Consider the following 25,404-nt stretch of genomic DNA (forward strand, 5'->3'; position numbering starts at 1 on the left):
TATAATATATTTATTTAAAATATATATATTTTTTTAATGATATAATGATATCAATTTTAGTCCATTCATATAAGGTATTTGTAAAATTTTAGGAATAGAAATACTACCATCAGAGTGTTGATAATTTTCTAAAATAGCAGCTAATGTTCTACCTATAGCTAATCCAGATCCATTAATTGTATGTAAAAAACATGTTTTATTCATACAATTACTACGAAAACGAGATTTCATTCTACGTGATTGAAAATCAGACATATTAGAACATGATGAAACTTCTCGATAAGTATTTTGACTAGGAAACCACACTTCTAAGTCATATGTTTTATTTGCAGAAAATCCTAAATCTCCAGTACATAAAAGTATTTTCCTATATGGCAAATCCAACAATTGTAATACTTTTTCTGCATGATTGGTTAGTTCTTCTAATTTTTCTATCGATTTTTTCGGATGAACAATTTGTACTATTTCTACTTTTTCAAACTGATGCATACGAATTAAACCTCTCGTATCTTGTCCATAAGAAGATGACTCAGAACGAAAACAAGGTGTTAACGCTGTTAACTTAATTGGTAATTCATTTTCTTTAATAATTTTATTTCTTATAAAATTTGTTAAAGGTACTTCAGAAGTTGGTATTAATGCATATTTTTCTTTATTTGATCCTTCTGAAAAATGATTAACATAAAATAAATCATTTTTAAATTTAGGAAATTGCCCTGTTCCATATAAACTATTATAATTTACTAAATAAGGTACGTTAACTTCCGTATATCCATGTTGTCTTGTATGTACATCTAACATAAATTGTCCTAAAGCTCTGTGTAATAAAGCTATATGACCTTTCATTAATACAAATCTAGATCCAGACATTTCCGCAGCTGAATTCCAATCAAAACCACATACATTATTTCCTAAAGTCACATGATCTTTAATAAAAAAATCATATTTTTTTATATTTCCCCACAAGCTAATAACTTTATTATCTATAGATGATAATCCATTAGGTATATCTTTATCTGGAATATTTGGTATTTCTATTAAAAAAATATGAATTTTATTTTTTAATATATTTAATTCAGATTTTATAATCTTTAATTTTTGATTAATTTCTAATACTTGATCTATTAATAATTTGACATTATTATGAGTATTCTTTTTCTGTCCTATTAATTTAGATAAAACATTACGACGTGCCTGTAGAGTTTCAGTATTTATTTGTAATTTTTTTCTTTCTTTTTCCATAGATATAAAATGTTGTATATCTAATATAAAACCTCGTTTTAATAACTGTTTAGCAATTAATTCAGGATTATTCTTTAATAAATTAGGGTCAATCATAATATTTTAAATTCATTAATTAATAGTTAAAAGTAATGTATTTGTATAAGACTTAAATTTATCATTTATATTATAATAATCAATATTTTTAGATAAAATAACTATAAAAATATATTTTTTATCCTTAAAATAATATGTATATATTACATTATTATACAGTAATAGTATAATACTATTATAGTAATTTGAAATTGTTATACAAACTGTTCTATTAGCAATATATAAAAAATAAATATTGCTAAAAATTAATATAATTTTAGTTAATAAAATATATGCTTTTTTACCTTTTTTTATATCAATAAAAATAACTCAATTGTATTATTTAGTAGTATTAGAAAATGTTTTTTTTATATATAATATAAAATACATTTATTCATATTTAAGTACATTCAATACTAAAAATGACAAAAAAATTGATTATTATAGGTTCCGGTCCAGCTGGATATACTGCAGCTATATATGCCGCAAGAGCTAATCTAAATCCCATATTAATTACCGGTGATAATGCGGGAGGTCAATTAATTAACACTGACAAGATTGAAAATTGGCCAGGAGATCATACAACAATATCTGGATTTGAATTAATGCATCGTATGTATATACATGCAACAAAATTAAATACTTATATATTAAATGATCACGTAATTACTATTGACTTAAAAAGAAAACCTTTTTTTCTCATAACTAAAACCAAAAAAGAATATACTGCTCATACAATAATAATTGCTACAGGAGCATTAGCACGTTATTTAGGATTGCCTTCTGAAAAAAAATTTCAAGGACGCGGTGTATCAACATGTGCTATTTGTGATGGATTTTTTCATAAAAATAAAAGTGTAGCAGTCGTAGGTGGAGGAAATACAGCCATAGAAGAAGCGCTGTACTTATCAAATATAGCTAATAAAGTATATTTAATTCATAGAAGAAATACATTTCGAGCAGAAAAAATATTAGTTAAACGTCTTTATGATAAAATAAATAATAATCAAATTGTACTATGTACTAACTACATAATATCAGAAATTATTGGTGATACATCAGGTGTTACTGGAGTTAAAATTTGTTCTATAAATAATATTAATAATTATAAAATATTAAATATCTCAGGATTATTTATTGCTATTGGAAATATTCCAAATAGTAATTTATTTAAAAATCAACTAGACATGAATAATGGATATATAAAAGTAAATTATAATATTCATGAAAACTCTACTCAGACAAGTATTCCTGGTGTTTTTGCTGCAGGAGATATTGTAGATCATATTTATCGACAAGCCATAACTGCTTCAGCTTCTGGATGTATGGCAGCATTAGATGCTGAACGATATATAGAAAAATATATTTCATAATTTTTTAATAAATTTTAATAAATAAAGAACAATACAATTAATTTATATAATCAATTTAAAATTATTTAATATTATAAAAATTTGATATAAAATTAAAAAAAATGAATATATTATTCAGTTAATTATTTTTTTATAAAATAAACACTATATAATATAAAAATATATTTTATATTATTATAATTTATATTTTTTTAAATTAACTTTTGTGACAATTAAACAAATCTAGAGACAATAATGAGCAAAGAAGAAAATATAGAAATACAAGGCACAGTTATAGATACTTTACCAAATACCACATTTCGAGTAGAATTAGATAATCAACATATTATTACTGCACATATTTCAGGTAAAATGAGAAAAAATTATATCCGTATACTAACTGGCGATAAAGTTACTGTTGCACTTACTCCTTATGATTTAAGTAAAGGTAGAATTATTTTTAGAAGTAGATAATATATTTTAAATATAAATATAATTAATTTATTTAAAATAATTAATATAAAATATTTATATATTTTAAATTATAATATATAAAGTATATAATTAATATACACTTAATTAAACAGAAATTAATGTATAATACTAATGCATATTTTTTATTCTAATACAATATTTTTTATATTAAATAAACGTATTCATAGATATATGAATACAAACATCAATTTAAAATGGTTTCATATTATGAAACCATTTTAAATACACTAAAAACATATAATAAATAATTAAAATATATATATAAAATATATAATTCAAAATTAAACAACAATTTTTAATTTATTAATATAAGAAAAAAATGAGAACTAAATATTGTGGTGAATTAAGATTAACTGATGTAAACACAAAAGTAGTATTATGTGGTTGGGTAAATCAACATAGGATATTTAAGAAAGTAGTTTTTATAGAAATTCGTGATCAAACAGGTTTAGTTCAAGTATGTTTTGATAAAAATACTGTAGAATTTAAAAATTCTTTAAAATTAAAAAATGAATTTTGTATTCAAATAGTAGGATTTGTTAAAGAAAGAGATAATAAAAATAAGAACACCAATATATTAACAGGAGATATTGAAATATTAGCAACACAACTAATTATAATCAATAATTCTGATCCTTTACCTTTAGACTATAAAAAAAATAATTCTGAAGAACTACGTTTAAAATATAGATATTTAGATCTTCGTAGATTTGATATGATTCATAGAATTAAAATTCGTAATAAAATTTTAAATATTGTAAGATTATTTATGCAAGATAACTTATTTTTAGAAATTGAAACTCCAATATTAACTAAATCTACTCCTGAAGGTGCTAGAGATTATGTTATTCCAAGTAGAATACATTCTGGAAAATTCTACGCCTTACCTCAATCTCCTCAATTATTTAAACAAATATTAATGATGTCAGGTATTGATAGGTATTATCAAATTGCGAAATGTTTTCGAGATGAAGACTTACGTTCTGATAGACAACCAGAATTTACACAAATAGATATTGAAGTGTCTTTTATGAATACTAATAACTTTTGTTATATGATGGAACAAATGATTACTAAAATATGGAAAAAAATAAAAAATGTAAATTTAACTAATTTTCCTAAAATAACATTTGATGAATCTATAAAACGATTTGGATCTGATAAACCAGATTTAAGAAATCCAATAGAATTTGTAAACGTAACAAATATATTAAGTCATATTGACAATAGTACATCATTATCTCATGAAACTAAAAATTCTATTATCGCTATATGTATTCCACAAGGCATTACTTTATCCAATAAAAAGTTAATTTATTATAATAATTTTGTAAAAAAATATGGCGTAAAAGAATTAATTTATATTAAAATTAAAAATATAGAATTAGGAGTAAATGGTATTAAAAGTTCAATATTAAACCATTTGAACGATACTATCATTTTACAATTAATTAAAAAAATATGTGCAAAAAATGGAGACTTAATATTAATTATATCTGATAAAATTAATATTGTAAATCAATCCTTAAGTGCTTTGCGTTTAAAAATAGGAAATGATTTAAATATTACTAATCGATTAATTTGGAAACCTGTTTGGATCACTGATTTTCCTTTATTTAAAAAAAATAAAGAAAATTGTTTTTCTGCAATACATCATCCTTTTACAGCTCCTAAAAATATAACAATAGAACAAATAAAAAAAACACCAGAAAAAGTTATTGCAAATTCTTATGACATGATTATTAATGGATATGAAATCGGAGGTGGTTCTGTAAGAAATCATATTAAAAAAATGCAACAAACTATTTTTGAAATTTTAAATATTAACACTACTGTTCAAAACGAACAGTTTGGTTTTTTTATGGACGCTTTAAATTACGGAGCACCTCCCCATGCTGGAATGGCTTTCGGACTAGATCGATTAACTATGCTATTAACAGATTGCCAAAATATTCGAGATGTTATCGCATTTCCAAAAACTACTACAGCATATTGCCCAATGACTAATGCTCCCAGTCGTATTAATTCGGATTTTTTGAAAGAATTATCTATTAATATAAAATAAATTATTAAAATTTTAAAACAATAAAAAACAAACTTAATTTTTTAAATAAAAATAATATATACATTTATTATATAAATAAAATTATTTTAAATTTTATTCAAAACTAAGATTATATAATATAAATTAATAGACAATGAAATTAATAGAAAACAGACTAATACAAAAATAAAAAATAGTAAAAAATATTAAAAAAAGTAAATTATTTTAAAAAAAATATTAAATAATTAACTATTTCTATAAAATGTAGAGAAAAAATTTGAATATAATTGATTTATCAAACACTACTATAAAACAAATGAAATTTTCATCTACTGAAATAAATTATACAAAAAAACTATTTTTTAAAGAGTTTATTTTAAAAAATTACATTAATCAAATAAAATATAAAAGTTTTTAAAAAAAATTGATATGATATTAAATTTTTATAGTAATAATAAAAATATATAGTGTATGAAATGCAAATATATTTTTCTAAATATAACTTGACTGTAGAACTGATTAAATCAGTAACCATTGATTAAAAAATAATAATATTTAAAAACAAATGAATATTATTAAAAAACAAAACAATATATGACTCATAACATAAAAATTATTAATTATATATATATTATTATTACTAACAATATGATAAAAATAAAATTAATAAATATGTTGATAATTCTATCAGTTTAACTATTAATTATACAGAATGTATTTTTTAATACTCAAATGATAATTATATTAGATGAATAAGATACTATATCAGTTAATTATTGACTAAAACAGTTATATTAAAACAAAAATATAAAAAATTATAAGATTTTTAAAGAAAAAACCTTATAATATATTTATATCATGAAAAATATTTTTTAAATAAAAATTATTTTATCATATAACTTATTACAAAAAAAATTAATAAACTCAATACTATAGAAGAACTAATTGGAAAACTAAATAATATAGATATAATTATACCACTTGTCATACCGAACATACCAATGATAGTAGCCAAAATAGCCATTTGTTCTGGAGAACTAGAAAACCTTTTGGAAATTGCAGCTGGCATAATCAATAGTGACGTAATTATCAAAGAACCAATTAATTTAATAGCTATAATTATAGTTAATGTTGTAATAAACATAAAAATTAAACGAATTTTAAAAATATTTACACCTTCAATAATAGCTAATTCTGGATTAATTGAACATAATAAAATTTTATTCCAATAAATGTATAATATTAATAAAATAATTGTAATTATCATTGCAACCATAACAACATCAAACAATGTTATTTTCAATAAATTACCAAAAAAGTAATTAGAAACATCAATACGATTTTTTTCTGATATACAATTAAATATAATCATACTTAAAGATACTGCACTATTAGTCATAATACCTAATATTAAATCTAAAGAAAGATATAAATCTTGTTCTAAAATAACAATAAACAAGGACAGTATTAATAATAAAAATAATACCATATAAAATGGATTAATATTAAAAAATATACCTCCAGCTAATCCCAATAAAGAAGAATGAGATAATGTATCACTGAGAAAAGTCATACGACGCCATACTATAAATGAACCTAAAGGACCAGTAACTAACGTTAATAACATTCCTGCTAACCATCCTTGTAAAAATAGTTCAGTTATCATAGTTAAAATAGTTTTCCACCTAAGGAGATATTAAACGTTATTACGACGTTTTTTTGTGTTGATGATAATATACAGCAAAATTTTTTATACCAGTTAAACCAAACATAGCAATAAATTCTTTATTTCTACATACTATCTCAGGTGTTCCTGAACAACATATGTAAGTGTTTAAACAATAAACTTCATCTGTATATGACATTACTAAATTTAAATCATGCGATACCATTAAAATAGCACATTTAAATTCACAATGAATTTGATTTATTAATGAATATAATTCAACTTGTCCTTGAATATCTATCCCTTGTGTAAATTCATCTAAAATTAATAAATCAGGTTTATTAAGCAAAGCCCTAGCTAATAACATCCGTTGCATTTCACCACCAGATAATTGATGTAATTGTACATTTTTTATATCCCATATTTTCATACGTTGTAACATTTTCTTAATAGATGTTTGTTTGACTTTATAAGATAATTTCATAAATCTATTTACAGTAATTGGTAATAGTGTATCTAAATGTAATTTTTGAGGAACATAACCAATATTTATATTAATTTTTCGTATAATATGGCCTGAATCAGGTGTTAATAAACCTAAAATCACTTTTACAAGAGTAGACTTACCTGCTCCATTAGGTCCTATTAAAGTAACAATTTTATTAGAAATTAAATTTAACGATACGTTAGAAAGAATACATCGATGATTAAAGGTAATAAAAATATTTTTTACATTTACTAATGAAACCATTGAGATAACACACAAGTTAAAATATGTATATACATACTACCATATTTTATTAAAAATTAATTATTTTAAATAAATATAATAAAAAACTTAATATTTATAAGTAAAATTACTATTAATTGATAATATTAAAAATATAAAATATTTTTATATGTTTAATATTTAATCTATAATACTTTTAAAATTCTAGTAGTATTTGTTTTTCCTATTTTACCCATAATATCCCCTTGAGTAACAACAACTAAATCACTAGATGATAAAAATCCATTATTTTTTACAACAAAAATAGCATCTATTGCAGCTTCTAATCCTTCATTATGTGTATTAAAATAAATAGGAATTACACCTCTGTACAAAGTACATAAATTTAATGTTTTTTTATGTTTAGATAAAGCAAAAATAGGCAATCCTGAAGTAATTCGAGACGTAATTAAAGCCGTTCTTCCAGATTCTGTCATAGCAATAACTGCTTTTACTCCTTCTAAATGATTAGCAGCATACATAGCAGACATAGAAATAGCTTCTTCTATATTTTTAAATCTTAAATTAAGTCTATGTCTAGAAATATTAATACTAGGTACTTTTTCAGCTCCTTTACATACTTTAGCCATAGTTTTTACTGTCTCAGATGGATATTTACCAGCAGCTGTTTCAGCTGATAACATTACTGCATCGCTACCATCTAATACAGCATTAGCTACATCCATTACTTCGGCTCTTGTTGGCATAGGATTAATAATCATAGATTCCATCATCTGTGTAGCAGTAATTACAACTCTATTGAGTTGACGAGCTCTACTTATAAGAGTTTTTTGAATTCCAGCTAACGCTGGATCACCAATTTCAACACCTAAATCACCTCTAGCAACCATAATAGCGTCAGAAGATAATATAATTTCATCTATAATCTGACTATTTGCCACAGCTTCTGCTCTTTCTATTTTTGCAACTATTTTAGCATGACTACCTGCTTTTTGTGCTAATTGACGAGCTAAATTTAAATCGTTTCCTGATCTTGGAAATGAAACTGCTAAATAATCAACTCCAATACTAGCTGCAAGAATTATATCTTGTTTATCTTTTTCAGTCAAAACTTCTGCAGATAAACCTCCACCTAATTTATTAATACCTTTATTATTTGATAAAATTCCTCCAATTAATATCTTAGTATAAATTTTATCATTAGTAACTTTAATTACTTTTAATTGTATTCTTCCATCATCTAATAATAAAATATCGTCAGATAGAACATCCTGAGGTAATTTTTTATAATCAATACCTACTCCTTTTTTATCACCACTATTTTTATCTAAATTAGCATCAAGAAAAAATAAATCACCGGTTTTTAAATAAACTTTATTATCTATAAATTTAGTAATACGAATTTTAGGACCTTGTAAATCACCTAATATTGCTAGATGACGCCCTAATTTGTTCATTATTTTTGAAATTTTTTTTGCTCTATATTGATGTTCTTCTTTGTTTCCATGTGAAAAATTTAACCTTAGTACGTCAGCACCTGACTTAATTATTTTTTCAAGATTATCACATTTATCCGTAGCAGGTCCTAATGTAATAACTATTTTTGTCCTTCGAATACGATTAATCACAAAATATCTCCTGTTATTTAAAAAAAATATTTTTAAAATATTTTAAAATAAAATATATCAAATATTTATTAAGAATTATGACTACATATATACAACATATAACTTTTATTCATATTCAGTATATATATAATATACCTCAAACTATATTATTATGACCAATAAAGTTGATGTTAATATCTTATTATATTATCTGTATATTACAAACAAAATTATAGTAATAATCAAACATAATATTAGTATTTATGAAATCTTATTATTATAAATATGATTAATCAATCTACTTATTTTCTAACTCAAAATTAAAATGACTTTTATTTATTTTTAAACAATTAATTTATTTAAAATTTGTTAAAATTATATTAATATTATATTTTATGCAATAAAATTAAGGAATATTAATTATGCAAAAAAAAAACAATTACATATGTAATTTAGTGATTTTCGGTGTTAAAGGAGATTTATCTAAAAAAAAATTAATACCTGCCATTTACCAATTAGAATATTCTAATATGTTGCATAAAGAAACTCGCATTATTGGAGTTGGACGCGCAAATTGGAATACAGAAAATTTTTTAAATATGGTAAAAAAAACATTAGATAAATTTTTAGATTATAAAATAGATAATAATACTTGGATTAAATTATCTAATAGACTAATTTTTTGTAATCTTGATATAACAGAAATATCCAATTTTAACAAATTAAAAAAAATTTTATCAAAAAAAAATCACTTAATAATTTATTATTTAGCTGTACCACCTAATTTATTTTGTTCTATTTGTCAAGGATTAGGTATACTTAAACTTAATCATTCGCTAACAAGAATAATAATAGAAAAACCATTAGGAACATCTTTTAAAACATCTCAACAAATTAATAATGAACTAAGTAAATATTTTAATGAAAATCAAATATTTAGAATTGACCATTATTTAGGAAAAGAAACTATTTTAAATTTATTAACATTACGTTTTGCTAATTCTATATTATTTAATAACTGGAATAAAACAACAATTGATCACATACAAATTACTGTATCTGAACAAATAGGTATCGAAGGCAGATGGGAATATTTTGATAAATCAGGTCAAATTAGGGATATGGTTCAGAATCATCTATTACAAATTTTAACAATTATTACAATGGCACCTCCTATAAATTTAGAAACTAATAATATTCGTCATGAAAAAATTAAAATACTACGTGCTTTAAGAAAAGTTGATTTAACAAACTTTAAACAAAATGTTGTACTTGGTCAATACACATCTGGAACAATTAATGGAAAAATAGTTCCTTCATATATACATGAATCTAATACTCATAAAATAAGCAATACTGAAACTTTTGTTGCTATTAAAACATATATAGATAATCATCAGTGGAATGGGGTACCAATTTATCTCAGGACTGGAAAAAGACTACCTATAAAATGTTCAGAAATAGTAATACATTTCAAAAAACCAACTATTAATTTATTTGAAAAACAATATAATGATCAAATATTTACAAACCAATTAATTATTAAATTGCAACCTAACGAAGGAATTATTCTAAAAATTATAAATAAGGTACCTAATTTAAATTATGAATATGTTCTAAAAAATGTAAATTTAGAATTTAAATATTCAAATGAATTTTATAACAAACGATTACCAGAAGCCTACGAAAGATTATTATTAGCTAGTATTCAGGGAATACAAACATTATTTGTGAGCAGAGAAGAAATTGAAGCATCGTGGATATGGGTAGACAACATTATAAATACACGTGATAAAATAAATCAAGTACCTCTAAAATATCAAGCTGGTACTTGGGGTTCTCCTGATTTATTTGAAAAAATTATTCAAAAAGACGGAAGAAAATGGCATATAAGTATGTAAAAACATTTAAATATAACGTATATAATTTATAATAAAAAGATTAATTTTATATAATATTATCTAGGTTCTATAAATATAACAATACAAAATCATATAAAATTTTCTTATCATTATCTCAAATTTATAATATAGTGTAGATAAGATTATATCTAATATAAAATATAGTAAAATTTATCATAAGTTTTCTTAATAAAAAATAATATAAAAATATAATTTTAACAATAAGTTAATAAATTAAATACATTAAATACATAAAACATTTTCTTTGAAAATTTTATTTACTTAAAAAAAATACTTAATTTGATAACTAAATAAAAAAAGATACTATATAGTAAAAATCAAATAAAATATAAAATTATTTGATAATTAAACACTCATATCAATTTTTTTTACTTTAAATTTAAAATGTTATTTACTAATTAAGGAACATGAAATATTATGATACGCATTATTCTTTTTATGTTGACTAATTTGTCTGTTATGTTCATATTTGGAATAATTCTTAGCATGACGGGTATTAAATCACATAGTATATATGAATTAATTATTATATCTGGATTATTTGGATTTAGTGGATCTATAATATCGTTATTATTATCTAAATGGATAGCCTTACGTTCTGTAAATGGAAAAATAATTAAAGTACCATCAAATGAAAACGAAATTTGGTTAACTAATATAATATATTTACAAGCTAAAAAAATGAATATTTCCACACCTGAAGTCGCAATTTATCATGCATTAGATATGAATGCTTTTGCTACAGGATCAAACCGAAATTCTTCTTTAATAGCTATTTCAACTGGTTTATTAAACAATATGACTCGAGATGAAATAGAAGCAGTAATTGCTCATGAAATAAGTCATATAGCTAATGGTGATATGGTTACAATGACCTTAATACAAGGGGTAGTGAATACATTTGTAATATTTATATCTCGAATATTATCACAAATAATAAACACGTTACTATCTGATAATAAAAATGAAAATGAACATCAACATTATAATTCTACGACATATTTTTTTATAACTATGATATTTGAACTTATATTTGGAATATTTGCAAACATAATTACAATGTGGTTTTCAAGAAAGCGTGAATTTTATGCAGATTCTGGATCAGCTAAATTAGTAGGAAAAACAAAAATGATAGCAGCTTTAGAACGATTACAACAAAGTTGTGAACCACAAGAATTAAGCAATTTATCAACATTTTGTATTCATGGAAAAAGTCAATCTATAATGAATTTATTTATGTCTCATCCATCATTAAATAATAGAATTTATGCATTATATAAAAATATATATATGTAATCGATATGTTGGAAAATATATATATATTAATATATTATTTCATTTTCAATACTAAGTTATAAATTTAGCAATATTAATTGTGTAATACATATATTAAAATAAATACATAAATTAATGCAATTATTATTATTTATACCATAAATAATCAATATATTATTTTTTAAAAAAAAATTACTTTTTTTTAAAAATATTTAATACAAACAACTGATATTAATAAATTTTTTAAATATAAATATACATATGTTATAAATATAAAAATTAAGAATATTATAAAAAAATAATAACATATTATATATATTTAATTAATAGACTATCATAAAAGAAAAAATTTATTATAGCAGTTTATATTTAACAAAATATTTTTTTTATAATAAAAAATATGTAGAATTAAATAATTTCATTAATTAAAACGTTTATTTTTATCACTATAAAATAAATATTACTAATATAATTAGTATATTTATAAAAACTTTATTTTTAATAATTATATAAAAATATTATTAATATATAGTAATATTATACTTTATTATTACATAAAAAATAAATTTTAATTTAAATATTTCTATTTAACATATCAGTAAATATTTATAAAAAATCGTATATTTATTAAAGGCCTTTATATACGTATATATAGGTCTTTAATAATTGATAGATATTCATATTTTTTAGTATATATTTAATTGTATAAATAATTAATAATAATATCTCTATTAATATATATCATATTTTTTTTTAATAACATATTTAAACGCACCATAAGTTATTGTAATTAAATATACGAGATAGAATTTAATAAAATATTTTTTCATATATAAAATATATAAATTTTTAATTTACTCTATTTTCTTATAAAGATTATTTTATCTCGTTTCACTATGGAGCGCTTAATGGAATTTTTTTTCAATCCATCAAATTGGGCTGGGTTGTTGACACTTGTCATATTAGAAGTTGTATTAGGAATTGATAATTTAGTATTTATAGCTATTTTATCAGATAAATTACCATCATCTCAACGTGATAAAGCTCGTATTGTAGGACTGTGTTTAACTTTATTAATGCGTCTTATATTACTTTCATTAATATCTTGGCTGGTTACCTTAAGAACCACATTAATTACTAATCAATATTTTACATTATCTGGCAGAGATTTAATTTTATTATTTGGTGGTTTTTTTTTACTATTTAAAGCAACTATTGAATTACATGAAAGATTAGAAAATCATCCAGAAGAAAATAAACATGATAAACACTATGCTAATTTTTGGATAGTGGTCATACAAATAGTAATATTAGACGCAATATTTTCGTTAGATGCTGTTATTACAGCAGTAGGTATAGTTAATAATATATTTATTATGATGACTGCAATTATTATAGCTATAGGGATAATGTTACTTACTTCAAAAAAATTAACAAAATTCGTTAACTTACATCAAACAGTGGTAGTTTTATGTTTAAGTTTTCTTCTCATGATTGGATTTAGTTTAGTATTAGAAGCTTTTAGATTTCATGTTCCAAAAGGGTATTTATATGTTGCTATAGGTTTTTCAATTTTAATAGAATTATTTAATCAAATAGCACGACGTAATTTTATTAGACATCAATCCATACGTCCCATGAGACAAAGAGTTGCTGAAGCTATTTTGCGACTAATGATTAAAGAACAAAAAAATAATAATAATATAAGTAACAACAAAAATTATAACAAAAAAACATCGCATAAATCTTCTTTTGATACTGAATCTTTTAAAGATGAAGAAAAATATATGATTAATGGAGTATTAACCTTAGCAGCAAGATCTATTCGTAGTATTATGACACCAAGAAGAGAAATTTCTTGGGTAAATATTAATCAAGATACGCGTGAAATGAGATTACAATTATTAGATACACCTCATAGTCTATTTCCAGTATGCAAAAATGAACTAGATGAAATTATCGGAATAGTCAGAGCTAAAGAATTATTAGTAGCTATAGATAACAATTTAGATGTGGAAACATTTGCTTCTAAAACTCCTCCTATTATTATTCCTGATACTTTAGATCCAATTAATTTATTAGGAGTATTAAGACGATCCAAAGGCAGCTTAGTAATAGTAACTAATGAATTTGGAGTAATACAAGGATTAATCACTCCATTAGATTTATTAGAAGCAATTGCAGGAGAATTCCCAGACGCTGATGAAACACCAGAGGTAATAGTAGAAAATAATAGTTGGTTAGTTAAAGGCGGTACTGATTTACATTCCTTACAACAATTACTTGATACCAAACAACTGATTCAAAAAAAAGATACTTATGCTTCTTTAGCTGGATTATTAATTGCACAAAAAGGTCAATTACCTTTACCAGGAGATACTATTTATATTGCACCATTACACTTTCATATTATTGAAGCTACACAATATAGAATTAATCTAGTTAGAATTACTAAAGACAAACAATAAAATACATTAAGAATAAATGTTATTCATATAGATAAAAATCAAAAAAACTATATATTTTTATAGGAAATGATATTAAATTATATATAATATAAAAATATTTCCTATTTACTAAATACAAAATAATTCTAACCACTATATAAAAATATCATGTCTAATAATACAATATATAAAACTATTTTAGCAGTTGATACTTCCATGGATGGATGTTCTGTCTCATTACTTCACAAAAATATTATTATAAATACATTAAAAATTTGTAAAAAAAATCATTCAGATAATATTTTACCAATGATTAACAAAATTTTAAATCTTGCAAAAATTCATATTAAACAACTATATTCTATTAGTTTCTGTAAAGGACCTGGACATTATACTAGTATACGGATTGCATTTTGTATAGTAAAATCATTGTCTTTAAAATATAATTTACCTATTATTGGTTTTTCAACATTTATCTGCTTAGCAGAACAAGCGTGGAGAAAATATACTGCAACAAAAATTTTAATTGCAATAAACGCAACAAAAAAAAATATATATTGGGCTCAATATATTCGTACAAAAGATAATATTTGGACTGGACAAATTACAGAATCACGTATTAAAATTAATGATATACATAAAAAAATTGAAGACATTTCTGATAAATGGACATTAGTAGGTAATACTTGGAATGCTAACTTGTTTAAAAAAAATAAAAAATTAACAATAACAGGAATTACTACACCTAATGCACGAGATATTATTAGTTTGTCAGAATCAGTATGTGTAAGTAATCAAAACCTATCTAATTATAATGAATCTATTATTTATTTGGATGAATATACTTAAATATTCACTATATCGTTAAAAAAGATAGTCAATTAATTTACTTTAATAAAGTTATATTCAATTTTAGTCTAGAAAGATTTTTTTCAATTTTATCAAATTTAATTTTCACCATATCTGGATTAATCTGCACATATTTTCGAATTACTGTTAGTACATCTTTTTTTAATGCAATAAAATAATCTGGTTCATTTAAATGTCTATTATTTTTCGTTAAAATAATTTTTAGACGTTCTTTGGCAAGATTAGCAGTATTGTTTTTACGCACTAAAAATAAATCTAATATGAACATATATTATCTCCTAAACAATCTACGAAAAAAACTTTTTTTTTCCTCCTGAATAAATCGAAAAGGACATTTTTTTCCCATTAAACGAATAATTGTATCATGATATGATTGACCAGCTTTGGACGTTTTATTTAAAATAATTGATTCCCCTTGATTAGAAGCTCTTAATATAGCAGTATCTTCTGGAATAACTCCTATTAAAGTAATTTGTAAAATTTCTAATACATCATTTACACTTAACATATCTCCTAAGTGTACTTTGATCGGATCATATCTAGTTAATAAAAGATATTCTTTAACTGGTTTTTCATTATTTTCAGATCTCCTTGATTTAGAAGAAATCATTCCTATGATTCTATCAGAGTCACGTACTGAAGAAATTTCAGGATTAACAACAACAATCGCTTCATCTGCAAAATATATAGGCAACATAGCTCCTTTTTCTATACCTGCAGGAGAATCACAAACAATAATGTCAAAATTCATATCAGACAAAGTATTAAATACTTTTTCTACACCATCTTTAGTTAGAGCATCCTTATCTCGTGTTTGAGAGGCAGGTAAAATAAATAAATTATCAGTTTTTTTATCTTTAATTAAAGCTTGATTTAAACTCACATCACCGTTAATAACATTAATAAAATCATATACTACCCTTCTTTCACAGCCCATAATTAAATCTAAATTACGTAAACCTATATCAAAATCAATTACTATAGTTTTTTTTCCATTTTGTGCTAATCCAGTAGCTAAAGCAGCACTGGAAGTTGTTTTTCCAACACCTCCTTTTCCCGATGTAATAGTAATAATACGTGTCATCTCTTCACCTACAATAATCTATTTAAATTTACGAATATTTAATTTATTATTTTTAAAAAAAATTTGAGCTCCTTTTCCTATATAATCTACTGGAATCTGATCTATTAACCAATACACGCCAGCAATAGATACTAATTCAGAAAACAATTTTGTACAAAAAATATGACAGGTGATGTCTCCATTAGCACCTGCTAATACTCTACCACGCAATATTCCATAAATATAAATGTTACCATCTGCTACTAATTCTGCACCTGAACTAACATTATTCATTACAACTACATTTGAGTTTTTAATATAAACAAATTGTCCTGAACGAATAGGTGTATTAATTACATGTGTACCTATACAATTTACATTAACAATTTTTGATTTTTTTTCTTGCAAAAAAATATTTTTTTTAAATTTACTATCACCTATAGATAAAATAGGTAAACCTGATTCTAATATTTTATTTTTTAATCTACCTTCTTTACAACAAATTACACCAACAATATGTAATCTAAATGATAAAATAATTTTTTTTATATCCGCCCAATTTACCTGATCAGATAAATTTGAAACATTAACAACTATAGGAATATTTTTAAAAAACATAGGAGATTGACTTATTGTCTCATTTAAATCTTTTTTAATTTTTTCTATATTACAATCTAATATATATAAAACAGACAATGTAAATACACTACCTATAAACTTAATTGTTCGTTGCACCATATTATTTAAATTTCTAATACCATATTTAAATGATTATTTTTATAAATGATATTTATCATAAAACAATCATATTATTATTAAATTATATATGTAGAGTCAATTTTATAAAACAAGTTACACAATCAATATTAATTAAATAAATTAAAAAATATTTTTATATATTTTATTAAATAAAATATTATTTGTCATTAAATTAATACATATAAAAATACTTTTTACTAATCACTTATACAATTTATTAAATAAATAATGTACTATAACTTAAATACATTTAACAAAATTACCAAAAAATAATTTATGATAAAAAAACTAACTAAATCCAGTCAATTGATCTTAAAAAATCACATTTTATTTATTAATAAAAAAGTTATATATTATGGAAATATACAAGATAAAATACCAGATTTCATACCTACGATATATAGCACAATTTATACACACATGTATAACCATTACAATACATTAATTAATAATATACAAAATCATACTATCTACTATTCATTATTTCCTCATGAAAATATAATATCAAATTTTGATACTTTAATATATTTTTGGCCAAAAAATAAATCTGAAGCAAATTTTCAATTACAATATTTTTTTTCAATTTTTAAAAAAAAAAACATATTTTTATAGTAGGAGAAAATAATAGTGGAGTAAACAGTGCTGTATCAATGTTTCGAATGTGGATTAATTTAAATAAAATAGACACAGCAAAACATGCAGTTTTATTTTATGGACGTTTAGATCAAAACACACATTTTAAACTTTCTAATTATATTCATTTACATATATGGAATGACTATAATATTATAACCTTACCCGGAGTATTTGGTTATAAATCAATTGATTCAGGCAGTAAACTATTAATTTCTACTTTTACTCAACAGATTACCGGAAAAATATTAGATATTGGTTCAGGATCAGGAATTTTATCTTTAGCATTATCAAAAATATCAAAAAACACTTCAATTACAATGACTGAAGTTAATCTATTTGCTATTATATCCAGTAAAATCACATTAACATATAATGCTAAACCTTATCAAATGTTATTAAGCAACCTGTATTCATCTGTTTCACATAAATTTGATATGATAATGTGTAATCCACCTATTCATAATAATTTACAATTATCTCTACAAGTCACCAAAAGTATCATCCAATATTCGATAAATTATTTAAAATATGGAGGAGAATTAAGATTTGTGACTAATAGCTGTATTTCTTATCATAAAATATTGAAAAATACATTTCATAAATATAAAATATTAATTCAAAACAACCACTTTAAAGTATATCAAGCAAAACTTTTTTAATCATAAAAAAACATAATCACATTTACCCGGAGCGGGACTTGAACCCGCAAAGCCTATAAAGCCGAGGGATTTTAAATCCCTTGTGTTTACCAATTTCACCATCCGGGCTAATATTTTTATAAGACGCATCCCGGAATTGAACCGAGTTAAACGGATTTGCAATCCGCTGCATATCCAATCTGCCAATGCGCCTAATAAGATACATATAACCAAATAAATAAATTTATTATAACAAAACAATAAAAATTTACAATATTATTTCATGAATATTTTAAAAAACTAATTTATTTTTAAAACTTACATAAATTTTCTTTTCAAAATGAATAAAATAATGTATTATGCGCGTATATATTTTTTTTTAAATTTTAAAAAAATAATGTTTAAGGAGGAGTGGCCGAGTGGTTGAAGGCAGCGGTCTTGAAAACCGCCAATAAGAAATTATTCGAGAGTTCGAATCTCTCCTCCTCCACTGTGTTAACCAAAAAATAATAATTTTATCATTACGTTTTATACATTATAATATAAAATATTTATCACACATTAATTTACAGTAATATACATTAATAATATTAATCAAAATTATATCTATTACAGTAAATAGTAATTAAATATAAAATATAATAAGTAAAACTAAACAATATTATAGATTTATTTTAATTTAAATAATTTTTATATCATTTAAACTTATTTTGTTAAAATTAAGATAACTTATATAAAAAATATTAAGTTAATTTAATTCATACTATTATAATAATATAGTATTTATTTAACTATTATGTTTATATAAATTAAACTAATATAATTAAGATTATAAAAAATAATTATTTATTATAATAATAATAGTTGTTATAGTAATAATTTGATATATAAAATGTTATTTAAGAAAATTTTTTTATGAAAAAATAGTTTTAAAATACTGTAATATATAATTTTATTTACTTATAACATCATAATAAAAATATCTAGGAAATTATATGTTTGATAAAATAAACAATTTATTTCAGTTCAGCAAAGATGCTCTCAATTTAAGAGATTTTAAACAAACTATAATATCTTCTAATATAGCTAATGCAAGTACGCCTAATTATCATCCAATAGATATTAACTTTGCTCATGAAATTAATAAAATTTTAAATAAAAAAACAAAAATAAAAAATTATTCATTATCTTTATCTACTACTTCTAATAAACATTTTACTTCTAATCAATTTAATATTAATAAATTAAAAAGTAGTGTTGTGATCAATAATACTAGACCATATATATCAAATAATGTTGTTAATATGGATAAAGAACGAATTAAATTTATAAAAAATACCTTAAAATATCAAGCTCAAATTACTTTTTTAAAAAATGAAATTCAAAATATCATTAATGCTATAAAAGGATAAATTAATACTATGTCTCTATTCGGTATATTAGATATTGTTGGTTCTGCTATGGACGCACAAATTAAAAAAATGCTTACTTTTTCAAGCAATATAGCAAACGCAGAAAAATTTATTAATAAAAATGGACAATTTTCTCCATATGTCTCAAAAAAAGTTATACTAAAACCAGATACTAAATTTGGAAAATACACCAATGGAGTTAAAGTAGATAAAATTATTAACAATCCTAGTCCTTTTAAAGTAGTATATAACCCTGATAGTCCTTTAGCTAATTCAAAAGGTTATGCTCCTACTTCTAATGTAAATATAATTTCGGAAATGATCCATAATATTTCTACATCTCATGATTATCAAGCAGATGCAGCAATTATTAATACAATTAAATATATGATTTTAAAAACATTATCAGTAGGTTCATAAATAATAGAAAATAAAAAATGAACATTTTAGACAATAATCTTATAAATAATAATACATATATAAGTAATAATAATGAAATTTATTTAAAAAAAAATAATGAACTAAATTCTAAAAATAATTTTTTAAAATTACTTATTGCTCAAATAAAAAATCAAGACCCCATTGATCCTATAAAAAATACAGATATTACTTCATTATTAACGCAAATTGAAAACACTAATGACATAAAAAAAGTAAATGATACATTGTTACACATATCAGAAAATAGTAATAATTTAACTTTAGCACAAACGTCAGAAATTATTGGTCATGGAGTATTATTTCCTAGTTATCAAATTGAACATGACAATTCAAAAGACAACATATTTGGAGTATATTTATCAGAAGATACAACGTTTGCTGATGCAACTATTAGCGATAAAGATGGAAAAATTATATTTTTTAAAGATTTAAGTAATTTTAAAGCTGGAGTTCATCAATTTAAATGGGATGATTCTTATGATAAAGATATAAAAATATTGGATGGCATGTATAATATAAATGTAAATGCAAGAAATGACAAAAAATTAATTTTTTGTCAACCATTAGTTTATGGTATGGTAGATGGAATTATCAACGTAGATAACAATAAAAAAATGGCCGATTTAGGTAAATTTGGATTAATAGAACTCAATAGTATCAAAAAAATTTTTTAATATTTTGTAGAATATATTTCGTATATAAAATTATTTAATATATTAAAAAAATATAAGATTTTTTTATGTATCATAATAATTTGAATACTTATGATTAAATACATGATAATCTATTAATTATTAGATTTATTTTAATTAAATCAATTTCAACATATAATTAAAATGTAATATCTTCATAATTATTGATTAGTTAAAAAAATAAAAAATATTTAAACTAAAAAACCATACATTTCACATTTATATAAAAATGTTATAGATAATACTAATATTTAATAAACATATACATATTTATACAACTTATGTAACATATAATATAATTTAATTATGTACTTATATATTAAAAAAAATAAACAAATAAATATTTTTTTAATAGGATTTTTTATGGATTACATAACACGTCAAGCCATGACACATGCAAATAAAATACTAGATCAACAAGAAATAATAGCTAATAATTTAGCTAATATATCTACAATTGGTTTTAAAGAACAATTAACTGATCAACTATTATCTCCGATAAAAAACAGTAGTACAACATATAAATATGATCAATATTATTCATCTCATAATAGTTATCCTTATTCAAATTTTTCCTCTGGATTTTTAAAACATACCAATAGAAATCTAGATTTATCTATTATAGGAAATGGATGGTTTGTAATACAAGATAATTCATCTAAAAATAAGGAAGGCTACACTAGAAATGGAAAATGTAATATTGATAACAATGGATTATTAATGATGAATAATCATCCAGTTATCGGTAGATTAGGTGTAATTAAAATTCCTAAAAACAAGAATATATATATATCGTCCAATGGTAACGTTAATATTATACATCAAGATAAAAATCATAAAGAAAGTATTTCTGTAATAGAAAGATTAAAACTAGTTAATCCAAATACACAAAATATGACACGTGGTCAGAACAGTATATTTTATCTTAACGAATTAGAACTAAATAAATGGAATAACAAATTACCACACGATAATACTATAAAATTATCTTCAGGTGTTTTAGAAGAAAGTAATGTTAACTTGAATGAAAATTTAATAAATACTATTTTAAATGAAAGAAATTTTGCAATAGAAATGAAAATTATTTCAAATAATAATGATAACATACAACATGCTAATCAATTATTAAATATCAATTATTAATATAAAAACAAGGATAAAAAATATGATACCTTCATTATGGATTGCAAAAACTGGATTAGATGCTCAACAAATTAATATGAATGTTATTTCAAATAATTTAGCAAACGTTAACACAAATGGTTTTAAGCGTGCTCGAGCAATATTTGAAGATTTAATTTATAAAAATATGCGTCAACCTGGATTTAATTCATCAGACGATATTAGTTTACCTTCTGGATTACAATTAGGAACAGGAGTTAGACCTGTATCCACAGAAAGAATTCATAGTCAAGGTAACTTATCAAAAACTGATTCATCAAAAGATATTTCAATAAATGGACAAGGTTTTTTTCAAATTCAATTACCTGACGGAAATTTAGCTTATACACGAGATGGATCTTTTCAAATTAATCAAAATGGTCAATTAGTAACTAACAGTGGTTTTCCTATTCTACCTAATATAAATATACTACCTAATACAGTTGATTTAATTGTTAGTCGCGATGGGATTGTATCTGCTAAAATTCAAAATCAAGCACAACCTACACAAATTGGACAATTAAAATTAGTAAATTTTATTAATAATGCTGGATTAGAAAGTATTGGAGAAAACTTATATCAAGAAACACGCTCCTCTGGTTCTCCAATTGATTCAACACCAGGTTCTAACGGAACAGGTTTATTATATCAAGGATATGTAGAAACATCTAATGTTAATGTAGCAGAAGAATTAGTTAATATGATTCAAACACAAAGAGCTTATGAAATTAATAGCAAAGCAATAAATGCTACTGACCAAATGTTACAAAAATTATCTCAATTATAAATATCACATAATTAATTAAGTTAATTTAAATAATCTAGCATTTACTTGTATTATAATGATAATTATAAGGTATATACAAGTGTTTAAGTTATTATCAAAGTGTAAATATTTCTTAATTATTATTGTTTTATTCTCTTTAACTGGTTGTAATTCATCTTATAATTACAAAAATAATGATACTGATAAAAATATTACAAATAATTTTTCTAATACAGAAACAAATAAAATAGGAATAAACACATTATTAAAAGAAACAGAAATGAAAAACAATATTTTTAAACCATTATTTGAAGATCATCAACCACATAATATAGGAGATACAATAACTATTATATTACAAGAAAATTTAAGTTCTAGTCATAAAACATATTCAAATATTAGTCATAATGGAACCAGTAGTTTTTCTATGAATTTACCAACAATGTCTGAAACTTATTCGTCTCATTACGGAAATAAGTTAGGTTTAGATGGTTTAGCAAAAAATAATTTTTTTGGAAAAGGTTCTTCATCTGATCAAAATTCTTTTTTAGGCGTTATTACAGTTACTATTAAAAATATATTACCTAATGGTAATTTTAATATCTATGGAGAAAAAGAAATATCTATTAATAAACAAAAAGAATTTATACGTTTTTCAGGTGTAATAAATCCTTATTCTATTTCAAAAAATAACACAGTTATATCTACACAAGTAGCTAATGCACATATAGAATATATTAATAATCACTATGTAAATACAGCAAATAAGATTGGTTGGTTACAACGTTTTCTTTTTAAAGTTTCTCCTATGTAAAATTATTAATTTTTAAAATAATTAATTTGAAATGCACTATAGTACAAATAATTTTTAGAGCTTTACTTTTACATTTACCAAATTTTAAAAAAATATTTTAAAATAGTAATCGATTAGTAAGCTCTAAAATTATTAGAAGTAACATTTTTATCATCATATATCAATTAGGATATATTTATGTTTGCTTTATTTTTTTTGAAATTCATTCTATTTTTTTGTTTAAAAGTCAGCTCAATAGTCTATGCTGATAAAATTAGAGATCTCACTAGCGTTCAAGGATCTCATGAAAATCAGCTAATTGGATATGGTTTAGTAGTTGGATTAGATGGTACTGGAGATCAAATAATGTATTCTCCTTTAACATTGCAAACATTAAATAATATGCTCTCTAAATTCGGAATTAGACCGCAATCTAATACTCGCATACAACCAAAAAACATAGCTTCTGTTATAGTTACAGCAGAATTACCAAATTTTAGTCACCAAGGAGAAAAAATAGATGTTGAAGTTTCTTCTATTGGAGATGCTAAAAGTTTAACAGGAGGAACTTTATTAATGACTCCTTTAACAGGAATAGATAATAAAATTTATGCTATTGCACAGGGTAATATTTTAGTAAGTGAAACAAAAAATCATACATTTAATAATGATAACAAAAAATATATACATCATTTAAATGGAGTTAGAATAAATAATGGAGCTACTATTGAAAGAGAAATTACTTCTAACTTTGGAAAAGAAAAAAAAATTAATTTACAATTGAACAAAGCAGATTTTAGCATGTCTCAACGTATCAGTGATATTATTAATATAAATTATCCAAATTCTTCAATTCCTTTAGATGCTAGAACAATTCAAGTAAAAGCACCAAATGATAGTAGTCAACAAGTTCGTATGTTATCTAAAATTCAAAATATCAATGTTGATTTACCAGAACAAGAAGCAAAAATAACTATTAATTCAAATACAGGATCAATTGTTATTAATAAAGACGTATCTCTTGATTCATGTATTATAATAGATAAAAATATATCTTTAGTTATCAATAAAAGCGATATAATAAACAAACCTAATTCATGTATAATTCATACTAAGGTACCACAATCTATTGATAAACGGAAAAATCATGTACCATCTATTACTAGTCAAATGCAAAAAACTGAAACTAATAATATAAATCTTGATAATATTGTTCGTACTTTAAATTCATTAGGTATAAAACCAATAGAATTAATATCAATTTTACAATTAATGAAAAATTCAGGATGTTTACATGCAAAACTAGAAATTTTATAAC

Annotated in this window: 23 protein-coding genes and 3 tRNA genes; 17 read left to right on the plus strand and 9 right to left on the minus strand. The window is 22.6% G+C overall.

Features of this window, described 5'->3' with window-relative positions; translation table 11 throughout:
• Positions 1-33: 33 nt before the first annotated feature.
• A complete protein-coding gene (gene serS / locus RJX12_RS01250) occupies positions 34-1,338 on the minus strand; it encodes a serine--tRNA ligase (protein WP_343191962.1) in 1,305 nt (434 codons plus the stop codon).
• A gap of 401 nt (positions 1,339-1,739) precedes the next feature.
• On the opposite strand from serS, the gene trxB reads away from it, so the two are divergent.
• The 3 genes from trxB (at position 1,740) to aspS (ending at position 5,229) form a co-directional block, all read left to right on the plus strand.
• Positions 1,740-2,690, plus strand: coding sequence for a thioredoxin-disulfide reductase (gene trxB / locus RJX12_RS01255; RefSeq protein WP_343191963.1), 951 nt, complete (start codon positions 1,740-1,742; stop codon positions 2,688-2,690).
• Between the two features lie 234 nt (positions 2,691-2,924).
• Positions 2,925-3,143 (plus strand): translation initiation factor IF-1, encoded by a 219-nt coding sequence (gene infA / locus RJX12_RS01260; RefSeq protein WP_343191964.1) that lies wholly within the window; start codon positions 2,925-2,927, stop codon positions 3,141-3,143.
• Between the two features lie 340 nt (positions 3,144-3,483).
• Complete coding sequence (gene aspS, locus RJX12_RS01265; RefSeq protein WP_343191965.1) at positions 3,484-5,229, plus strand: aspartate--tRNA ligase; 1,746 nt, start codon at positions 3,484-3,486, stop codon at positions 5,227-5,229.
• Positions 5,230-6,091: 862 nt separating this feature from the next.
• Here the strand turns inward: aspS and RJX12_RS01270 are convergent.
• The 3 genes from RJX12_RS01270 to pyk all read right to left on the minus strand — a co-directional run bounded on the left by RJX12_RS01270 (position 6,092) and on the right by pyk (position 9,232).
• The gene (locus RJX12_RS01270) at positions 6,092-6,874 is read right to left on the minus strand and encodes an iron chelate uptake ABC transporter family permease subunit (RefSeq protein ID WP_343191966.1); all 783 of its coding nucleotides are present in this window, start codon (positions 6,872-6,874) and stop codon (positions 6,092-6,094) included.
• Between the two features lie 40 nt (positions 6,875-6,914).
• Positions 6,915-7,625 carry a zinc ABC transporter ATP-binding protein ZnuC gene (gene znuC / locus RJX12_RS01275; RefSeq protein ID WP_343191967.1) on the minus strand — a complete coding sequence of 237 codons (711 nt, stop codon included), beginning with the start codon at positions 7,623-7,625 and terminating at the stop codon, positions 6,915-6,917.
• 164 nt (positions 7,626-7,789) lie between these two features.
• Positions 7,790-9,232 carry a pyruvate kinase gene (gene pyk, locus RJX12_RS01280; RefSeq protein WP_343191968.1) on the minus strand — a complete coding sequence of 481 codons (1,443 nt, stop codon included), beginning with the start codon at positions 9,230-9,232 and terminating at the stop codon, positions 7,790-7,792.
• Between the two features lie 401 nt (positions 9,233-9,633).
• Here pyk and zwf point away from each other — a divergent pair, with 401 nt between their 5' ends.
• From zwf to tsaB, 4 genes are all read left to right on the plus strand, one after another.
• Complete coding sequence (gene zwf, locus RJX12_RS01285; protein ID WP_343191969.1) at positions 9,634-11,112, plus strand: glucose-6-phosphate dehydrogenase; 1,479 nt, start codon at positions 9,634-9,636, stop codon at positions 11,110-11,112.
• 438 nt (positions 11,113-11,550) lie between these two features.
• A complete protein-coding gene (gene htpX, locus RJX12_RS01290) occupies positions 11,551-12,429 on the plus strand; it encodes a protease HtpX (RefSeq protein WP_343191970.1) in 879 nt (292 codons plus the stop codon).
• A gap of 887 nt (positions 12,430-13,316) precedes the next feature.
• Complete coding sequence (locus RJX12_RS01295) at positions 13,317-14,876, plus strand: TerC family protein (RefSeq protein ID WP_343191972.1); 1,560 nt, start codon at positions 13,317-13,319, stop codon at positions 14,874-14,876.
• Between the two features lie 147 nt (positions 14,877-15,023).
• Positions 15,024-15,704: a tRNA (adenosine(37)-N6)-threonylcarbamoyltransferase complex dimerization subunit type 1 TsaB gene (tsaB, locus tag RJX12_RS01300; RefSeq protein WP_343191973.1), complete on the plus strand. Its 681-nt coding sequence runs from the start codon at positions 15,024-15,026 to the stop codon at positions 15,702-15,704.
• A 37-nt stretch (positions 15,705-15,741) separates the two neighbouring features.
• Here the strand turns inward: tsaB and minE are convergent, their stop codons facing one another.
• The 3 genes from minE to minC are packed head-to-tail and all read right to left on the minus strand — an operon-like array spanning position 15,742 to position 17,526.
• Entirely contained in the window at positions 15,742-15,993 is a 252-nt protein-coding gene (gene minE, locus RJX12_RS01305) for a cell division topological specificity factor MinE (RefSeq protein ID WP_343191974.1), read from the minus strand.
• Between the two features lie 3 nt (positions 15,994-15,996).
• Entirely contained in the window at positions 15,997-16,809 is an 813-nt protein-coding gene (gene minD / locus RJX12_RS01310; protein ID WP_343191975.1) for a septum site-determining protein MinD, read from the minus strand.
• Between the two features lie 18 nt (positions 16,810-16,827).
• Positions 16,828-17,526 (minus strand): septum site-determining protein MinC, encoded by a 699-nt coding sequence (gene minC / locus RJX12_RS01315; protein WP_343191976.1) that lies wholly within the window; start codon positions 17,524-17,526, stop codon positions 16,828-16,830.
• A gap of 297 nt (positions 17,527-17,823) precedes the next feature.
• Here minC and RJX12_RS02485 point away from each other — a divergent pair, with 297 nt between their 5' ends.
• Together RJX12_RS02485 and RJX12_RS01320 are read left to right on the plus strand one after the other, a co-directional pair.
• The gene (locus RJX12_RS02485; RefSeq protein WP_428994269.1) at positions 17,824-18,159 is read left to right on the plus strand and encodes a hypothetical protein; all 336 of its coding nucleotides are present in this window, start codon (positions 17,824-17,826) and stop codon (positions 18,157-18,159) included.
• Positions 18,150-18,842 (plus strand): methyltransferase, encoded by a 693-nt coding sequence (locus RJX12_RS01320; protein ID WP_343192388.1) that lies wholly within the window; start codon positions 18,150-18,152, stop codon positions 18,840-18,842. Before RJX12_RS02485 ends, RJX12_RS01320 begins: the two co-directional genes overlap by 10 nt.
• 23 nt (positions 18,843-18,865) lie before the next feature.
• On the opposite strand, the gene RJX12_RS01325 is transcribed toward RJX12_RS01320, so the two are convergent.
• Positions 18,866-18,950, minus strand: a tRNA-Leu gene (locus tag RJX12_RS01325).
• 13 nt (positions 18,951-18,963) lie between these two features.
• Positions 18,964-19,034: transfer RNA gene (locus RJX12_RS01330), tRNA-Cys, on the minus strand.
• 192 nt (positions 19,035-19,226) lie between these two features.
• Between RJX12_RS01330 and RJX12_RS01335 the strand changes: the two genes are divergently transcribed.
• From RJX12_RS01335 to RJX12_RS01370, 8 genes are all read left to right on the plus strand, one after another.
• Positions 19,227-19,311: transfer RNA gene (locus tag RJX12_RS01335), tRNA-Ser, on the plus strand.
• A 505-nt stretch (positions 19,312-19,816) separates the two neighbouring features.
• Positions 19,817-20,233: a flagellar basal body rod protein FlgB gene (gene flgB, locus RJX12_RS01340; protein ID WP_343191977.1), complete on the plus strand. Its 417-nt coding sequence runs from the start codon at positions 19,817-19,819 to the stop codon at positions 20,231-20,233.
• Between the two features lie 9 nt (positions 20,234-20,242).
• Positions 20,243-20,653, plus strand: a complete 411-nt coding sequence (gene flgC, locus RJX12_RS01345) for a flagellar basal body rod protein FlgC (RefSeq protein WP_343191978.1) — start codon at positions 20,243-20,245, stop codon at positions 20,651-20,653.
• 17 nt (positions 20,654-20,670) lie between these two features.
• Positions 20,671-21,348: a flagellar hook assembly protein FlgD gene (locus tag RJX12_RS01350; RefSeq protein ID WP_343191979.1), complete on the plus strand. Its 678-nt coding sequence runs from the start codon at positions 20,671-20,673 to the stop codon at positions 21,346-21,348.
• A gap of 381 nt (positions 21,349-21,729) precedes the next feature.
• Positions 21,730-22,509: a flagellar hook-basal body complex protein gene (locus RJX12_RS01355; protein WP_343191980.1), complete on the plus strand. Its 780-nt coding sequence runs from the start codon at positions 21,730-21,732 to the stop codon at positions 22,507-22,509.
• A 22-nt stretch (positions 22,510-22,531) separates the two neighbouring features.
• Complete coding sequence (gene flgG / locus RJX12_RS01360) at positions 22,532-23,314, plus strand: flagellar basal-body rod protein FlgG (RefSeq protein WP_343191981.1); 783 nt, start codon at positions 22,532-22,534, stop codon at positions 23,312-23,314.
• Positions 23,315-23,393: 79 nt separating this feature from the next.
• A complete protein-coding gene (locus RJX12_RS01365) occupies positions 23,394-24,107 on the plus strand; it encodes a flagellar basal body L-ring protein FlgH (protein WP_343191982.1) in 714 nt (237 codons plus the stop codon).
• A gap of 177 nt (positions 24,108-24,284) precedes the next feature.
• On the plus strand, positions 24,285-25,403 hold the full coding sequence (locus RJX12_RS01370) for a flagellar basal body P-ring protein FlgI (RefSeq protein ID WP_343191983.1): 1,119 nt from the start codon (positions 24,285-24,287) through the stop codon (positions 25,401-25,403).
• Position 25,404 lies beyond the last annotated feature (1 nt).

It is taken from the genome of Buchnera aphidicola (Formosaphis micheliae), from assembly GCF_039403185.1.
Taxonomy (GTDB): Bacteria; Pseudomonadota; Gammaproteobacteria; order Enterobacterales; family Enterobacteriaceae; genus Buchnera_C; species Buchnera_C aphidicola_B.

Bases quoted from the DNA above. Each gene is read 5' to 3' on its own strand.
- RJX12_RS01270 (WP_343191966.1), bottom strand. From the start codon at position 6,874: ATGATAACTGAACTATTTTTACAAGGATGGTTAGCAGGAATGTTATTA.
- flgB (WP_343191977.1), top strand. From the start codon at position 19,817: ATGTTTGATAAAATAAACAATTTATTTCAGTTCAGCAAAGATGCTCTC.
- serS (WP_343191962.1), bottom strand. From the start codon at position 1,338: ATGATTGACCCTAATTTATTAAAGAATAATCCTGAATTAATTGCTAAA.
- aspS (WP_343191965.1), top strand. From the start codon at position 3,484: ATGAGAACTAAATATTGTGGTGAATTAAGATTAACTGATGTAAACACA.
- htpX (WP_343191970.1), top strand. From the start codon at position 11,551: ATGATACGCATTATTCTTTTTATGTTGACTAATTTGTCTGTTATGTTC.
- zwf (WP_343191969.1), top strand. From the start codon at position 9,634: ATGCAAAAAAAAAACAATTACATATGTAATTTAGTGATTTTCGGTGTT.
- RJX12_RS01355 (WP_343191980.1), top strand. From the start codon at position 21,730: ATGGATTACATAACACGTCAAGCCATGACACATGCAAATAAAATACTA.
- znuC (WP_343191967.1), bottom strand. From the start codon at position 7,625: ATGGTTTCATTAGTAAATGTAAAAAATATTTTTATTACCTTTAATCAT.
- RJX12_RS01350 (WP_343191979.1), top strand. From the start codon at position 20,671: ATGAACATTTTAGACAATAATCTTATAAATAATAATACATATATAAGT.
- minC (WP_343191976.1), bottom strand. From the start codon at position 17,526: ATGGTGCAACGAACAATTAAGTTTATAGGTAGTGTATTTACATTGTCT.
- minD (WP_343191975.1), bottom strand. From the start codon at position 16,809: ATGACACGTATTATTACTATTACATCGGGAAAAGGAGGTGTTGGAAAA.
- minE (WP_343191974.1), bottom strand. From the start codon at position 15,993: ATGTTCATATTAGATTTATTTTTAGTGCGTAAAAACAATACTGCTAAT.
- RJX12_RS01295 (WP_343191972.1), top strand. From the start codon at position 13,317: ATGGAATTTTTTTTCAATCCATCAAATTGGGCTGGGTTGTTGACACTT.
- RJX12_RS02485 (WP_428994269.1), top strand. From the start codon at position 17,824: ATGATAAAAAAACTAACTAAATCCAGTCAATTGATCTTAAAAAATCAC.
- trxB (WP_343191963.1), top strand. From the start codon at position 1,740: ATGACAAAAAAATTGATTATTATAGGTTCCGGTCCAGCTGGATATACT.
- infA (WP_343191964.1), top strand. From the start codon at position 2,925: ATGAGCAAAGAAGAAAATATAGAAATACAAGGCACAGTTATAGATACT.
- flgG (WP_343191981.1), top strand. From the start codon at position 22,532: ATGATACCTTCATTATGGATTGCAAAAACTGGATTAGATGCTCAACAA.
- flgC (WP_343191978.1), top strand. From the start codon at position 20,243: ATGTCTCTATTCGGTATATTAGATATTGTTGGTTCTGCTATGGACGCA.
- RJX12_RS01370 (WP_343191983.1), top strand. From the start codon at position 24,285: ATGTTTGCTTTATTTTTTTTGAAATTCATTCTATTTTTTTGTTTAAAA.
- tsaB (WP_343191973.1), top strand. From the start codon at position 15,024: ATGTCTAATAATACAATATATAAAACTATTTTAGCAGTTGATACTTCC.